The following is a 14,794-nucleotide window of genomic DNA, read 5'->3' on the forward strand; positions in this document are numbered from 1 at the left end:
GTGCCAATCGGCCAGGGGGTTTTGCTTTGTGGACGGTTTTAAATTCGCATAACTCCTGACCGAGATTTGTAGCGATCTGCTTGGGCTTCTCAACTTCACGCGGCGCCTTTTATGACTTGCGCGACTGCGTGGAGATGAGAAACAGTCTCTGAGGCCCCATGTCCACGCATCGCCAACAATTTCTCGTCGGCAAGAGGCAGTCATGGTGCAGTGGCTTTGCGTGTCCAAGCCAGTCTGGTAGACGCGTTTGGGCCAGCTGCGCTTGCCTATTACTTGCTTGCATGGCTGGTCTGCTGGCCCTGGTTGGGCAATCAAGCCATGTATTCTCCCCGCTTTATTCATATGGCCCTGCGCATGGCCAGATGGGGATCTTGTGCGCATCGGATGCAGCAGCACGCCCTCCTGCCTAGGAGGGTGGAGTTTATTTTTGTACCGCAATCACGGCGATCTCGACCGTGTATTGAGGAAAGGCCAATTTGGATTCCACACAAGCCCGGGCAGGTGTGTGGCCTTGTGGCACCCAGGCGTCCCAGACAGCGTTCATTTCGTTGAAGGTCGCCGCTTCTGCAATCCAAATATTGGCGCTGACGATGTCTTCTTTGCTGCAGCCAGCCTCGGCAAGCAGACGGTCAATTTTGCCCAAGATTTGTTCGGTTTGTCCGGCGACAGAGGCCGATGTGTCGTCTGCGACTTGCCCCGATAGAAATACAAAACCGTTGGCAACTACAGCGCCACTCATACGGGCATTGGGTTGAATTCTTTGGATGACCATGGTGATTTCCTTTGGTGTTAAAAGTGATTATCTTAGTGTCGACACATATATTTTAAACAATAGAGCGTATCTGTAAATCTCTCTGCGTCAGTATTTTTACCTATACTTTTTTAAACTTTTTTCTAGATAATTAACATGAACAAACAAATGTCGACACTTGTGTATTTAATTTGGAATGCATGGCGAGTCGATCAATTGCACAGCAGGGCGATGTGGCCCACGTTGGAGACACAACATGACTTTGAAGACGGTTCAGCTTGACGATAAATACGTTCTGAAAAAAGGCCGCGTCTTTATCACAGGCACCCAGGCGCTGGTGCGCTTGCCGATGACTCAGCGCTTGCGTGATGCGGAGGCTGGCAAGAATACGGCGGGCTATATTTCAGGCTATCGAGGCTCGCCGCTGGGCGGCTTGGATGATCAGCTGGGCAAGGTCAAGAAGTTATTGGCTGAACACCATGTGGTGTTTCAGCCGGGGGTGAATGAGGATTTGGCTGCCACTGCGGTGTGGGGTACGCAGCAAGCCGAGGCGACAGGCCATGGGCGCTACGATGGGGTGTTTGCCATGTGGTATGGCAAGGGGCCTGGTGTGGACCGCACAGGTGATGCATTCCGCCATGGCAACTTGGCCGGCTCCTCCAAGCAGGGCGGCGTGTTGGTATTAATGGGCGATGACCATACCTGTGAGTCATCGACGACCTGCCATCAGAGTGAATTTGCCATGCTGGATGCGATGATGCCAGTGCTGAGTCCGTCTGGGGTACAAGAAATTCTGGATTTTGGCGTATTCGGCTGGGCGCTGTCGCGTTACAGCGGCTGCTGGGTAGGTATCAAGTGCGTGAAAGACACGGTAGAGGCGACGGCCTCGATCGATGTTGATATCGACCGTGTGCAGATTCAATGGCCAGAAGGGCTGGTGCTGCCCCCCGATGGTTTGAATTTGCGCCAGCCAGATACGCCCCATGCGCAAGAAGCGCGGCTGCACCGCTACAAGCTCGGTGCTGTGAAAGCTTTTGCCAGGTGCAATCAACTCGATCGCATCGTCATTGAGCCTGCTGCGCCAGCGTTAGGCATCATCACCCATGGCAAGAGCTATCTGGATGTGCTGCAGGCGCTCGATGAGTTGGGCTTGAGTGAGGAGGCCGCCGCTGCGCAGGGTGTGCGTCTGTACAAGGTTGGCATGACGTGGCCGCTGGAGCCTGAAGGCGCGGTCGCATTTGCGCAGGGTTTGCACACCGTTGTGGTGGTGGAGGAAAAACGCAGTCTGCTGGAGTTCCAGCTTAAGGAGCTGCTGTATGGCCAGGCGGCAGCGCCTGCCATTATTGGTAAGCAAGATGAGCAGGGGCAAACCCTGTTCCAGTCTGAGATGGCGCTGGACTCCAATCAAATTGCGATTGCCATTGGCGAGCGCTTGGTGGCGCTGGGGCGGGGCGATGCGCAGGCGCTGCATGCCTTGGAAGAGCGGGTGGCGCAATTGCGCAGTTACCGGGCTCCAAAAGGGGTGATCGATATCGTCTCGCGCAGTTTTTATTTTTGCAGCGGATGCCCGCATAACTCCTCCACGGTTCTGCCCGAAGGCAGTGAGGGCTATGCAGGCATTGGTTGCAGTTGGATGGCTCAGGCCATGGACAGATCGACGACCGGCTATACGCAGATGGGGGCAGAGGGCTTGTCCTGGGTGGGGGAGGCTCCGTTTTCCAAACGCAGCCATATGTTCCAGAACTTGGGCGACGGCACATATTTTCATTCGGGTTTGCTGGCCATTCGCGCCGCGGTATCCGCCAAAACCAATATCACCTACAAAATTCTGTTCAATGACGCGGTGGCCATGACAGGGGGGCAGCGCCATGATGGGCCCTTGGATGTGCCCAGTATTGCGCACCAGGTGTATGCCGAAGGGGTCAAACGCGTCGTGGTGGTCACGGATGAGCCCGATAAATACCCCAGTGGCATCGTGTGGCCCAAGGGCTTGACCATCCACCACCGCGATAGCCTCAACGACGTGCAAAAACAGCTGCGCGAGATCGAGGGTACTACGGTGTTGATCTATGACCAGACGTGCGCGGCAGAGAAAAGACGCCGGCGCAAACGCGGCACGTTTCCCGATCCAGCCAAGCGTGTCGTGATCAACGACTTGGTGTGCGAGGGTTGTGGAGACTGCGGGGTTCAATCGAACTGCGTGTCGGTGCAACCGTTGGAGACGGAATTGGGCCGCAAGCGCACGATTGACCAGTCCAGCTGCAACAAGGATTTCTCCTGCGTGAAAGGCTTTTGCCCCAGCTTTGTCACAGTGCTGGGCGGCCAGTTGCGCAAGCCCGAAAAGATCGGCAGCAGTGGGGTATTTCCAGCTGTGCCAGAGCCAGTGCTGCCCTCGCTGGAAGAGGGCGTCTACAGCATCTTGGTTGCCGGTATGGGGGGCACAGGGGTAGTCACCATTGGGGCCATTTTGGGGATGGCTGCGCATTTGGAGGGGCGCGGCTGCGGTTTGTTGGACATGGCCGGTTTGGCCCAAAAAGGCGGGTCGGTCTGGAGCCATCTTCGCTTTGGAAAATCCCCAGAAGCGATCAAGACCATTCGTATTGCGCCGGGTAATGCCGATCTGGTATTGGGCTGCGACATGATTGTGGCGGGCAACTCCAAAACGCTGGCGCTGACCCGCAAAGGCAAGACCCACATGCTGGTCAATACCGAAGAGACCATGCCGGGTGATTTTGCGCGCAAGGCCGATATGCAATACCCGTCTGGGTCGTTGCAGAACAATATCATCCATGCGGTAGGGGCTGATGCGGCTGAGTTTGTGCAGGCCGGACGTATTGCGCGCGCATTGTTGGGCGACAGTATTGCCGCGAATATGTTCATGCTGGGATATGCCTACCAGCGCGGCTTGATCCCTATTTCTGCGACAGCGATCGAGGCGGCCATCGAGCTCAATGGCACTGCGCAGCAAATGAACAAAGACGCCTTTTTATGGGGCCGGCGCACGGCTGTCGATGCGCAGGCCGTCGAGCATGTGTTGTCCGCACGCCAGAAGAAGAGTGCAACCAGTGTCAGCCCTGCACCGCTCCAAAGTCTGGCGCAGTCGATTGCGTGGCGCAGAGCGTATTTAGTGGGCTACCAGAGCGAGGCGTATGCCCAGCGCTACACCGAATTGGTCGAGCGGGTGCAGCGCTGGGAGCACCAGCAATGCGCAGGCAAAGAAGAGGTGACGCAGGCGGTGGCGCGTTATTACTTCAAGTTGCTGGCCATCAAAGACGAATACGAGGTGGCGCGCTTGCACACCGACCCTGCTTTTTTAGACAGCGTGAAACAACGCTTTGAGGGCGACTACCGGCTGGTCTTCAATTTGGCGCCACCACTGCTGGCTAAGCGCGATGCCAGTACGGGCGAGCCTAGCAAGCAAGAGTTTGGTGCTTGGATTTTGCCAGTGTTTAGGGTGCTGGCCCGCATGAAATCACTCAGAGGCACACGCCTGGATGTGTTTGGTTACACCGCCGAACGCCGCCAAGAGCGCGCACTGATTGGGGCCTATGAGCAGCATATCGCCGCCGTGCTGGAGGCGGGCCAGAGCGGCCTTGATGCAGCGCAGTACCAGGCTGCCTTGGAGCTGCTGTCATTGCCAGAGCACATTCGTGGTTATGGCCATGTGCGTGAGCGCCATCTTGCGCAAACTCGCCAACGCGAGGCGGCTTTGTTGCAGGCGCTGCAGCGCCGCGTGATTGCGCTGAAAAAAGTCGCTTGATTCGATTGCCGAGCTCCACAGGCAGCGATGGTGGCCTGACTGGGCCCCAAGAGTGCTTGGCCTTGATGAGCGTGGGCTATTGCAGTTGGTTTGCAGAGTGTATTGAAGGACGGATCCCCTATTTCAAATAAAAGCGGCCAATGGGTGCATTGGCTGCACGGAGACACGATCTATGAAAACAGTTGTTTTGGGTGCCGGGCTGGCGGGTATGACCACTGCCTGGTATCTCGCAGCCCAGGGCAGGGCGGTCACAGTGGTCGATCGCCAGGCATTGGCCGCGTCAGAGACCAGCTATGCCAATGCAGGCATGATTGCGCCGGGCCATGCATACACATGGGCTTCACCACGTGCGCCAGGCATTTTGTGGCGTTCGCTGCGCGATGACACTCAGGCGCTGCTGCTCAAACCTCGACTCGATCCGACGATGTGGCGATGGTTGTGGCAGTTTCTGCGCAACTGCACGGCGCAGAAGGCGCGCTACAACACCTCAAGAAAGCTGGTGCTGTGCCGCTATTCGCAGGCGGAGTTGCGCAGCTTGACCCAACAGCTCGCGCTGGAGTACGAACTCTTGAGTACTGGGGCCTTGTACCTTTACCGAGATGAGGCGCTTTTGAAGCGCGGGGTGGCCAATATGCAAGTCCTGATGGACGGAGGCATGCCTTTGCGCGGTATTAGCCGAGAAGAGGCAATCGAGCTGGAGCCGGCATTGGCCAGCAGTCCCTTTGCAGGGGCCATTCTCAGTCCCACGGATGAAAGCGGTGATGCGCGCATGTTCACCCGCAATCTCGCCAAAGCCTGTGAGGCTGCGGGGGTGGAGTTTGTCATGGGCACGGCCATTCGCCGCATCGAGGCCCAGGGCGATCGTATTGTGGGGGTGCATACGGACAAAGGCGTCATTAGTGGCGATGACTATGTGTTGGCGATGGGGTGTGACTCGCCGCTGATGAGTCGCGCGCTGGGGTATCGACTGCCGGTCTATCCCGTCAAAGGCTATTCGGTCACGTTCCCGATTCGGCCAGAAGATGAGCCGCCGAGCATGTCCGGAGTGGACGAGCAGGCCTTGGTGGCGTGGGCGCGATATGGCAATCGGCTGCGTTTTACTGCTACTGCTGAATTTACCGGGTATGACCGCAGCCACACGCCAGCCAACTTCGAACCGATGCTGAAGGTGGCGCGCCAGTTGTTTCCCAATGGCGCCGATTACAGCCAGCCCGACTACTGGGCAGGTTTGCGCCCTATGACGCCGGAAGGCTTGCCGATCTTGGGCAAGAGTCGGCATCGCAATCTGTACCTCAACACCGGCCACGGCCATATGGGCTGGACCATGGCCTGTGGGACGGCACGCGTTGTCAGCGACATCATGGCTGGCAAAACCCCTGACATCGACATCACAGGAATGACACTGCAATGAACGCGATCACTGATACCTCCTACGAGATTTTGCCCTTCACACTGGGGCCAGGCTTGATGTCCCGCGCGGCCATTGGACTGGTGGTTTTGGCCACCGATCAAACGATGGAATATGAGTGGCGCAAGATTATGAATCTGCCAGGCGTTGCTTATTTTGCTGCCCGTATGCCCAGTCCACAAGACATTCAGCCTGACACACTGGCGGCAATGCGCAAAGACATTGCCACTGCCGTTGAGATGATTTTGCCGGGCATTGAATTGCCTGTCGTGGCGTTTGGTTGCACTTCTGGTGCGATCGTCATTGGCGAGGCACAGGTCTTTGAGGAAATCCGCAAGGGCAAACCGCAGGCTGTTGGCACCAGCCCGATTACAGCTGCCAAACACGGCCTGGCCAAACTGGGCGCGCGGCGCATCGCTTTGCTGACGCCGTATGTGGCCTCCATCAACCGTTTATTCCAAGAGCATTTGCAGGCGCAAGGCTTTGAAGTCAGCCGCATTGCTACTTTCAACCACTCCAACGATGCCGAGGTGGCACGCATTGATGCCACTTCGCTCAAGCGCGCTATTTTGCAGGTCGGAGCGCACGCCGATGTGGATGCGGTGTTTGTCTCATGCACCAGCTTGTGCATGTGCGACCAGACCCGGCAGATTGAGCAGCTCCTGGGCAAGCCCATTGTGTCCAGCAATAGCGCGATGGCATGGCATGCGCTGCGACTGGCGGGCATCCCTGACACCCTGCCCCAATGGGGCCGATTGTTTGAAGTTTAGAGACGAGATACGAAAAAAAAGTGTTCCCTCAACCGGCAAGCTTCCATCCATTAAGGAGACAACAATGAATAAACGCAACTTTCTCTCACTCTGTGCAGGTGCGGCTCTTTTGGGCACTCTTCATATTGCAGCGGCGCAAGAAGCCATTCGCATTGGCGCGGTGCTGCCCTTGACCGGGCCATCGGCGACGATTGGTGAAGACATGCGCCGCGGTCTGCAACTGGGCGTGGAGCGTGTGAATGCCAATGGTGGCGTCATGGGCAAGCAGCTGGCGCTCATTGTGGAGGACTCCGCCAATAACCCCACCACGGCCTTAACAGCTGCCCGCAAACTTGCCACGGTCGATAAGGTGCCGGTGGTATTGGGTGAGTTTTCTTCCAGTATTACCTTGCCGGTGGCCCAATACTTGGTCAAAGAAGGCGTGGTACATATGAATATCGGCAGTAGCAGTACCAAAGTGCGCGATCTGGGAGATTCCGCGTTCAATTTGATAGGACTGGAAGATGCCGGCAATCGCTTTGCCGCTCAAGACGTCTATGCGATGGGCTTGCGCAACGTGGCGGTGATCACGCCCAACAATGCTTATGGGCAGGGGGTGAGCCATGGTTTCAAGGAAGAGTTTGAGAAGCTCGGTGGCAAGGTGGCTGGACAAATTTTGTACACCGGCGGGCAGTCCTCTTATCGCCGTGAGCTGCAACAGCTGGCGCGTGCAAAACCCGATGCCTATCTCTACTCTTCGTACGGGCATGAGGCGGCCATCATCAACCGCGAAGCCAAAGAACTGGGTTTGCGTAGCCAGCCTTGGTACGCCTACATCATGAGCATGTCGGTGTCTGACACACCGGCTGACATTGCAGAAGGTCAGGTCGGCATGGAGCTGGGCGCCTCTAAAGGGGAGTTGGGGCAAGCTTATGCACAGGCGTACAACACGGCATTCAAAGAGGGCTTTGCCTCTGTTTTCAACGGCTACGCCTATGACGGTGTTGTGCTGATTGGCGCAGCCATGAATCAGGCCGCAGGCAGCAGTGCTGCAGATGTGCAAAAAGGACTGAAGGCGGTGAGTGAGCAAGGCTTTACCGGCGTCACAGGACCCATTCATTTCGATGCCAAGGGCCAGCGCACAGACCCGCCGTACGACAAGCTCAAGCTTGAGAACGGCAAGTTAATTCCGCGCTGATTTTTCCCTCTCACTGCTCTGAGCGCAACGGCCATCGTTGCTGCTCAGGGTGCCTTTTGGAGCGCGTGCATGTTGCAATTTTTTATAGATACTTTAATGCGGACCTCAGATTTGGCGCTGGTGGCGCTGGGTCTGAGCATGCTCTACGGCTTGGTCAAGTTTCCCAATATCGCCCATGTTCAATACGCCATGGTCGGTGCGTTTTTGGCCTACTGGCTGTACGGCTTGGGGCTGCCCTTGGCACTGGCCCTGGTGGTGGGGGCGGGGCTGACGGGCTTGATTACCTTGTTGGTGCAGTTGCTGGTGTTTGACCGACTGCTGCAAAGCGGCCCATCGATTGCCATGATTGGCTCATTGGCGGTGTCCATGTTGCTGGTGGCCATTGTGCTGGGCGTTGCGGGCTCTTTTCCGCACATGTTTGTGTTGCCCAATATGGAGCCAGTCCTTATCGGTGATGCCCGCTTGTCGAGGGCGCAGCTGTGGATGGTATTGACCACCGCCGTGTTGCTGGTGGTGTTTCTGGTGCTGTTGTTCTATACCCAAGCGGGGCGGGCCATGCGGGCCTTGGCCAGCAACCGTGCTTTGGCTGATGCCTCTGGGCTCAATGCCTCGCGCATCACCAATGTGGTCACGTTGCTCAGTGGCGCCTTGGCGGGATTGGGCGGGGGCATGTTGGCCATCTCTGGCGGTGCACACGTCAATTTGGGCCATGACATGTTGTTGCCCGTGTTTGCGGCCGCCATTCTTGGTGGTTTGGGTAATCCGATTGGTGCGGTGGCTGGGGCATTTTTGATCGCGCTTGCCGAGACAACGGTTACCAACATCAATTTCGGCCCGATGCTGGGTGAATCGCTGGTGTTTTTACCGGCTTCCTATATTGGCGCAGCCGCGTTCCTGATCTTGTTGTTGGCATTGCTATTCAAGCCTTACGGCCTGTTTGACAAGGAGGTGCGCCGTGTTTGATTTCATCATCTCCGTTGTGACTATTGGCGGGATCTACGCCATCATGACACTTGGCCTGAACATCCAGGCCGGTTATAGCGGCTTGCTCAATTTCGGCCACATTGCATTTGCCGGAGTGGGGGCATACGCGGTTGGTATCACGCATTTACAAGGCTGGCCGATTGCCTTGGGCCTGCCAATCGGGGTCGCTGCTGGCGTACTGTTGGGCTGGTTTGTAGCGCGCTTGGGCAAGCGCTTGGCCGCAGATTACTGGGCGATTGCGACCTTGGCGGTGGCCGAGATTTTGCGCATGATTGCCGTCAACGAGGATTGGCTGACCGGCGGGGCCAATGGCATCACCATGATTCCAGGTCTTTTCGAGACGCTGGCGCGCCCTTGGAATGCGGTGGCCTTCATGGCATTGATTGTCGGTGTGGTGCTGCTGGTGGCGTTCTTTTCTGCGCGTTTAGGCAATGGCCGTTTTGGACGTGCCTTGCGCCTGATGCGTGAGCAGCCAGCATTGGCAACCTGCCTGGGCTATAACCTGCAGTCGCTGCGCACGCGGGCGGTAATGAGCAGTGCAGCAGTGACGGCCTTGGCAGGAGGCTTGTATGCGCATTACTTCAATTACGCGGGCACCGAATTCATGCTGGCAGCCGAGACCTTTGTGCTGTGGACCATGCTGATGATTGGCGGCATTGGCAGAACTGCAGGGGTATTGCTGGGGGTGGTCTTGGTGCAGGCTGTCTACGCAGCGGTGCCGTTTGTGAAGGACATGCTGAACTTCAGTTCGGACATGGCCGGTGCACTGCGTATGGGCATGATCGGCTTGATTTTGCTGGTCTGTCTGATGTGGCGCCGTGAGGGGTTGTTGCCAGAAAAACTGAGGGAGCCAGCATGAGCACAAATGCCATTTTGGAAGTGAAGAACCTGGCCAAAGCATTTGCAGCCAACAAGGTCCTCCATCACGTGAATTTTGAAGTCAAGCAAGGCGAAATAGTGGGCCTGCTGGGGCCAAATGGATCGGGCAAAAGCACTTTGCTGAACATCATCAGCGGGTTTGTTGGGCCTGATGCGGGTGAGATTCGGCTGGTGGGGCGATCAATTGCGGGCATGCCAACTTACCGACTTGTTCAGGAGGGCATGGCACGCACGTTCCAGCTCCCCATCATGCCGCAGAAGATGTCGGTGCTTGAGGTGGCGATGGCAGCGGCCACTGATGCCCACGGAGTGTTTTCGACCCTTTTTCGCACGGCCCGCGACCGTGCAGCCGAGCGCCGCGCTTTAGAGCGAGCCCGGCACCTGCTCGATGAATTGCTGCTCACGCGGGTGGCGCATTTGCCTGCCTCTGCGATTTCAGGGGGGCAGAAAAAACTCTTGGGCATTGTGTGTGCGTTAATGGCTGAGCCGCGTTTGCTGATGCTCGATGAACCCACGGCCGGTGTACATCCGAATGTGCGCAACGACATTGTGCAAGCATTGCACCGCCTCAATGCCAGTGGTGTGACGCTGGTGATTGTGGAGCACGACATGCACTTTATTCGCGATGCCTGCAGCCGTTGCATCGTCCTTGACCAGGGCGAAATCGTCGCCAGTTGCCGCCCTGATGAATTGGCCAGCAATGCGCGTGTGGTACAGGCCTATTTAGGCGCTAGTGTGGAGGTGGCCAAAGCATGAATGCAATCGTTCAAGTCGATCAAGTGGTCGCTGGCTATACCCGCGATGTGGATATTCTCAATGGCATCTCTTTGCACGCGGCCAGCCAAGAAATTGTGACCTTGTTGGGCCCCAACGGTTGTGGCAAGTCGACCTTGCTTAAAACCATTGCGGGCTATCTGAGGCCCCGCAAAGGCCGGGTGCAACTCGCTGGCAAAGATGTGTCTGCATTGGCCGTGCACCAGAAAATCCGCCACTGCAGTTTGGGCTTTGTGCCGCAAACGGAGAATATTTTTACTGCACTGACGGTGCGTGAAAATTTGTTGATTGGCGGCTACTACCAATCCAGTGCCCAGCGCCAGCAGCGGATCGAGCAGCTGTGTGCGCTGTACCCGGTGCTGCGGCGAAAAATCGATGCGCCAGCGGCTTCGCTCTCTGGTGGTGAACGGCAGATCTTGGCGCTGGGGCGGGCGCTGATGCCAAGGCCTGAGATTTTGTTGCTCGATGAGCCCTCTGCCGGTTTGTCCCCCAAGGTTTTGCACGAAGTCTTTGATGCGATTGTGCGCGTGCGTGAGCAAGAGGGCGTGACCATTTTGATGGTGGAGCAAAACGCCATGGAAGCCATGCGCATTTCAGACCGAGCCTACATCCTGTCGTTGGGCACGGTGGCATTGACCGGCTCTACTCAGGAGCTGGTGACAGACCCTAAAGTGCGGGAACTCTATATGGGAGGACGAGTATGACAAGCGAGCAGGCGCATCCACTGCATGTTTTAAGCGGCAGTACGGTGGCATTGGTGACGCCGATGGACGCGGCAGGTGCGGTGGATTACCCCGCTTTGCGGCGGCTGGTTGATTGGCATATTGAGCAGGGCACTTGTTGTATTTGCGTGGTGGGCACGACGGGGGAGTCCCCCACCGTGACAGTGGACGAGCACTGTGAAATCATTCGCGTGGCCGTTGAGCAGGCGGCAGGGCGTATTCCGATCATGGCCGGTTGCGGGGCCAATTCAACCGCTGAGGCCATTGCCCTGGCACGCTATGCATCTGAGGTGGGGGCGAAGTTCCAATTGCAGGTGGTGCCTTACTACAACCGGCCCACGCAAGCGGGCATGGTGGCGCATTTCAGCGCCATCGCTGATGCGACCCCAGAGCTGCCAATGGTGCTCTACAACGTGCCAGGCCGCACGGTCGCAGACATGCAGCATGAGACGGTGCTGCATCTGGCGCAGCTGCCCAGCATAGTCGGCATCAAGGAAGCAACTGCCGATATGGTGCGTGCGCAATGGTTGATTCGCGAGGCGCCTGCCGGTTTTGGCGTGTACTCTGGCGACGATCTCTCCGCTCTGGCGCTGATGCTGTGCGGAGGGCACGGCTGTATCAGCGTCACCGCCAATATTGCACCGCAGTGGATGGCGCGCTTGTGCGCAGCGGCCATCCGTGGCGATGCCCACACTGCCAATCGCTTGCAACACCAGTTGCTGCCCTTGCATGAGGCGATGTTTTGCCAGGCCAATCCGATTCCGGTGAAATGGGCCATGCAGCGTGCCCATTTATGTGGTGCGCATCTGCGTTTGCCATTGACCCCTTTGGAGGCCCCCTACCAGGCGATGGTGGAGCAGGCCATGCATGACTTGCACTTGCTGCCATGACGCTCGCTCTTGCACCTGCCTCGCATGGGCTGTGGCGCGACACCGCGATCATGGCGCCTGTAACACAGCCACTGCAGCGGCAGATCGAGGTCGATATTGCCGTGGTTGGGGCCGGTTTTACAGGACTGTCAACGGCACTGCATTTGGCAGAAGCTGGCCGTGTGTCAGTCGCGGTGCTGGAGGCGCATGAAATCGGCTTTGGCGCATCTGGACGCAATGCCGGCATGGTCAATGCCGGGGCGTGGATTGAGCCTGATGAACTGCCCAAACGGTTGGGGGCAGAGTACGGGGGCAGGTTATTGCGTGTGCTGGGCGATGGACCGGATCTGGTCTATGCGCTGATTGCCCGTTACCGCATCGCCTGTGATGCCCACCAAAACGGCAACTTGCATTGCGCCATCGGCCAAAAAGGCTTGGCCAATATCACCGAGCGGGCTCGCCAGTGGGCGCGCCATGGCGTTGCGGTGCAGTTGCTAGATGCCACGCAAACGGCACGTTTGGTTGGCACCACCGCCTATGCGGGGTCCTTGCTGGATCCGCGCACCGGCACGATTCAGCCGCTCAGTTATGTGCGCGGTTTGGCGCAGGCGGCCATCGGCTTGGGCGCACAGGTATTTACGCAGTCACCGCTCATTGAGGCGCAACGCGTGGGCGGGCAATGGCATTTGAGTACGGCCAATGGCGGCATGCTGAAGGCGCGGCAGGTGGTGGTGGCCACGAATACGCAGCAAATCCAAGGGGCCGATGCCTGGCCGCAGTTGCAAGCGGATTTGCTGCGCATGCCCTATTTCAACGTGGCGACCCAGCCTTTGCCTGCGCATTTGCGCGAACGCCTATTGCCTCAGGGGCGCGGCGCCTGGGATACGGCGGCGGTGTTGTCGTCCTTTCGCATGGATGCGCGTGGACGCCTGGTGTATGGCAGTGTGGGGGCGATTGGCCGTCAGGGCCAGACTGGCAAAGATGCGCATGTCCAGTGGGTCAGGCGTTCGATGCGCCAGCTGTTTCCTGAGCTGCACGGTGTTGGCATTGACTACGCCTGGCACGGTTGGATAGATGCGACGGATAACCACCTGCCTAGGCTGCACCAGCTGGCCCCCCAGGTTTGGGCACTGACTGGCTACAATGGCCGCGGCATAGGGCCGGGCACGATTTTTGGCCGGGAGCTCGCCCGCATGCTGCTCGGGCAAATTCGGCCAGAAGAGCTGCCACTGCCTATCAGCCATGCGGTCAAACCCATTCGCTTCAAAGCGGCCAAGGAGCGTTTTTATCTGGATGCCTCCAGGCTCGCCCATGCTGTGACCCGGCGGATCTGATCCACAAGATGGCGGGCCTGGGCTGGCCCTGTCTTGCAGTGTTTGAAGCAGGTGGGAGGTTGGTAGACTCGTGCGATCGGGCCTCCTACACCAGTGTAGACAGAGGTTGGAGAGAGGGGGCATAAACCTCGGTGCGGTGCATACCTGGCTGTCGCCCTTGTCCATCCTTGCTGGTGCCTCAACGTGTGTAATGTGTCGTTTTCTCTTGGAACCTGCATACGCTTCTTTTCGCAGTCGCTCAAGGTACAGAAAAGTGGCAGTGCAAGGCGCCTGTTGCAGCTCAAACACGAGTATGGGCAAAACGGGCAACGCAGTAATGCGCTTTTGTGCGCTTCAACGCGGTCTGCGAAAAGATCGTCAACAGGTTCTTAGCGTCAGCGCCCAACGCAAGCGTGGTGCGCCCGTGCAGGGTGTATGCCCCTAGCATGGCGTGAGAAAAATGGCGCACATGCCAGCATCGGGGTGTGCTTGCCTATAATATGCATCCATTGAACTGTCGACGATTGTGTCGACTATATAGAGATTGAACATGAAGCCAAGTCAGACCTTGCGGGGGACTAAAACAAAAAACACGTTGGTCAGAGATGAGAGCTCTGTGGAGCGCTTGTACGTCACGCTGCGCGATATGGCGATGCGTTATGACTTTCGCCCCGGTGAGCGTATCAATGAGCAAGCCTTGGGCCGTGAATTTGGCGTGAGCCGCGCGCCCTTGCGTGAGGCGCTCAACCGCCTGGTGGCAGAAGGCTGGTTGAATTTCGTCATGAACAAAGGCTTTTATCGCAAAGGCATCAGCGTGGACGAAGTGCTGGATTTGTACCAGGTACGCATTGCATTGGAGCGCCGCGCTGTGCTGCTGGCCGTGCAAAAAGCCTCTGATGCAGAAATCCAGTCCGTGCATGAGTATTGGAGCAGTGTGATGTCCAACTCCAACAGCATGACGGCGGCTGATTTTTTGGCCGCTGATGAAGAATTTCACCGCCGGATGGTGTCGCTGGCCAAGAACAAGGAGCTGAGCGCTTATTTGGAAATCACGGCGCGGCGCATCCATAGCGCTAGGAGTATTGAGTTGGAGCAAACCGATTGGAATGCCAAGGCATTTGATGCGCACTACGACGTGTTGAAATACATGCGCCAACGCGAGTTGCAAAAAGCCTTGGATTGCATCACCGACCACATTGATATGAGTCTGAACCGGGCCGTGCATATCACCAAGGAAATGGTGGCCAAATTTTTCTTAACGGATGGGGTTTCGGCTCAAAGCAATCCATCTTCCAAGCCCAAGCTCTAATAGCCTGTTCATATTCTCGACGCAGCCGCGTTGCCGGTTGTGCTCATACAGCCGTATGCGCTGCAACAGGCGCCTTGC

At 57.4% G+C, this 14,794-nt stretch carries 12 protein-coding genes; 11 read left to right on the plus strand and 1 reads right to left on the minus strand.

The window, feature by feature from the left end:
* Window positions 1-421: 421 nt before the first annotated feature.
* Window positions 422-772, minus strand: a complete 351-nt coding sequence (locus E8K88_RS08915; RefSeq protein ID WP_136406320.1) for a RidA family protein — start codon at window positions 770-772, stop codon at window positions 422-424.
* Window positions 773-1,007: 235 nt separating this feature from the next.
* On the opposite strand from E8K88_RS08915, the gene E8K88_RS08920 reads away from it, so the two are divergent.
* The 11 genes from E8K88_RS08920 to E8K88_RS08970 all read left to right on the plus strand — a co-directional run bounded on the left by E8K88_RS08920 (window position 1,008) and on the right by E8K88_RS08970 (window position 14,716).
* Window positions 1,008-4,511: an indolepyruvate ferredoxin oxidoreductase family protein gene (locus E8K88_RS08920; protein ID WP_136406321.1), complete on the plus strand. Its 3,504-nt coding sequence runs from the start codon at window positions 1,008-1,010 to the stop codon at window positions 4,509-4,511.
* Between the two features lie 172 nt (window positions 4,512-4,683).
* Window positions 4,684-5,922, plus strand: a complete 1,239-nt coding sequence (locus tag E8K88_RS08925; RefSeq protein WP_136406322.1) for a D-amino acid dehydrogenase — start codon at window positions 4,684-4,686, stop codon at window positions 5,920-5,922.
* The gene (locus tag E8K88_RS08930) at window positions 5,919-6,689 is read left to right on the plus strand and encodes a maleate cis-trans isomerase family protein (RefSeq protein ID WP_136406323.1); all 771 of its coding nucleotides are present in this window, start codon (window positions 5,919-5,921) and stop codon (window positions 6,687-6,689) included. Before E8K88_RS08925 ends, E8K88_RS08930 begins: the two co-directional genes overlap by 4 nt.
* A 64-nt stretch (window positions 6,690-6,753) precedes the next feature.
* Window positions 6,754-7,866, plus strand: a complete 1,113-nt coding sequence (locus tag E8K88_RS08935) for an ABC transporter substrate-binding protein (RefSeq protein WP_136406324.1) — start codon at window positions 6,754-6,756, stop codon at window positions 7,864-7,866.
* Window positions 7,867-7,935: 69 nt separating this feature from the next.
* Window positions 7,936-8,829 (plus strand): branched-chain amino acid ABC transporter permease, encoded by an 894-nt coding sequence (locus tag E8K88_RS08940; protein WP_136406325.1) that lies wholly within the window; start codon window positions 7,936-7,938, stop codon window positions 8,827-8,829.
* Window positions 8,822-9,709, plus strand: coding sequence for a branched-chain amino acid ABC transporter permease (locus tag E8K88_RS08945; RefSeq protein ID WP_136406326.1), 888 nt, complete (start codon window positions 8,822-8,824; stop codon window positions 9,707-9,709). Before E8K88_RS08940 ends, E8K88_RS08945 begins: the two co-directional genes overlap by 8 nt.
* A complete protein-coding gene (locus E8K88_RS08950) occupies window positions 9,706-10,485 on the plus strand; it encodes an ABC transporter ATP-binding protein (protein ID WP_136406327.1) in 780 nt (259 codons plus the stop codon). Before E8K88_RS08945 ends, E8K88_RS08950 begins: the two co-directional genes overlap by 4 nt.
* Window positions 10,486-10,490: 5 nt before the next feature.
* Window positions 10,491-11,207: an ABC transporter ATP-binding protein gene (locus E8K88_RS08955; protein WP_136406439.1), complete on the plus strand. Its 717-nt coding sequence runs from the start codon at window positions 10,491-10,493 to the stop codon at window positions 11,205-11,207.
* Window positions 11,204-12,115, plus strand: coding sequence for a 4-hydroxy-tetrahydrodipicolinate synthase (dapA, locus tag E8K88_RS08960; RefSeq protein ID WP_136406328.1), 912 nt, complete (start codon window positions 11,204-11,206; stop codon window positions 12,113-12,115). Before E8K88_RS08955 ends, dapA begins: the two co-directional genes overlap by 4 nt.
* Window positions 12,112-13,428 carry an NAD(P)/FAD-dependent oxidoreductase gene (locus tag E8K88_RS08965; RefSeq protein WP_136406329.1) on the plus strand — a complete coding sequence of 439 codons (1,317 nt, stop codon included), beginning with the start codon at window positions 12,112-12,114 and terminating at the stop codon, window positions 13,426-13,428. Before dapA ends, E8K88_RS08965 begins: the two co-directional genes overlap by 4 nt.
* A 529-nt stretch (window positions 13,429-13,957) precedes the next feature.
* Window positions 13,958-14,716 (plus strand): GntR family transcriptional regulator, encoded by a 759-nt coding sequence (locus E8K88_RS08970; protein ID WP_136406330.1) that lies wholly within the window; start codon window positions 13,958-13,960, stop codon window positions 14,714-14,716.
* Window positions 14,717-14,794 lie beyond the last annotated feature (78 nt).

This window comes from Lampropedia aestuarii (assembly GCF_004803635.1).
GTDB lineage: Bacteria > Pseudomonadota > Gammaproteobacteria > Burkholderiales > Burkholderiaceae_C > Lampropedia > Lampropedia aestuarii.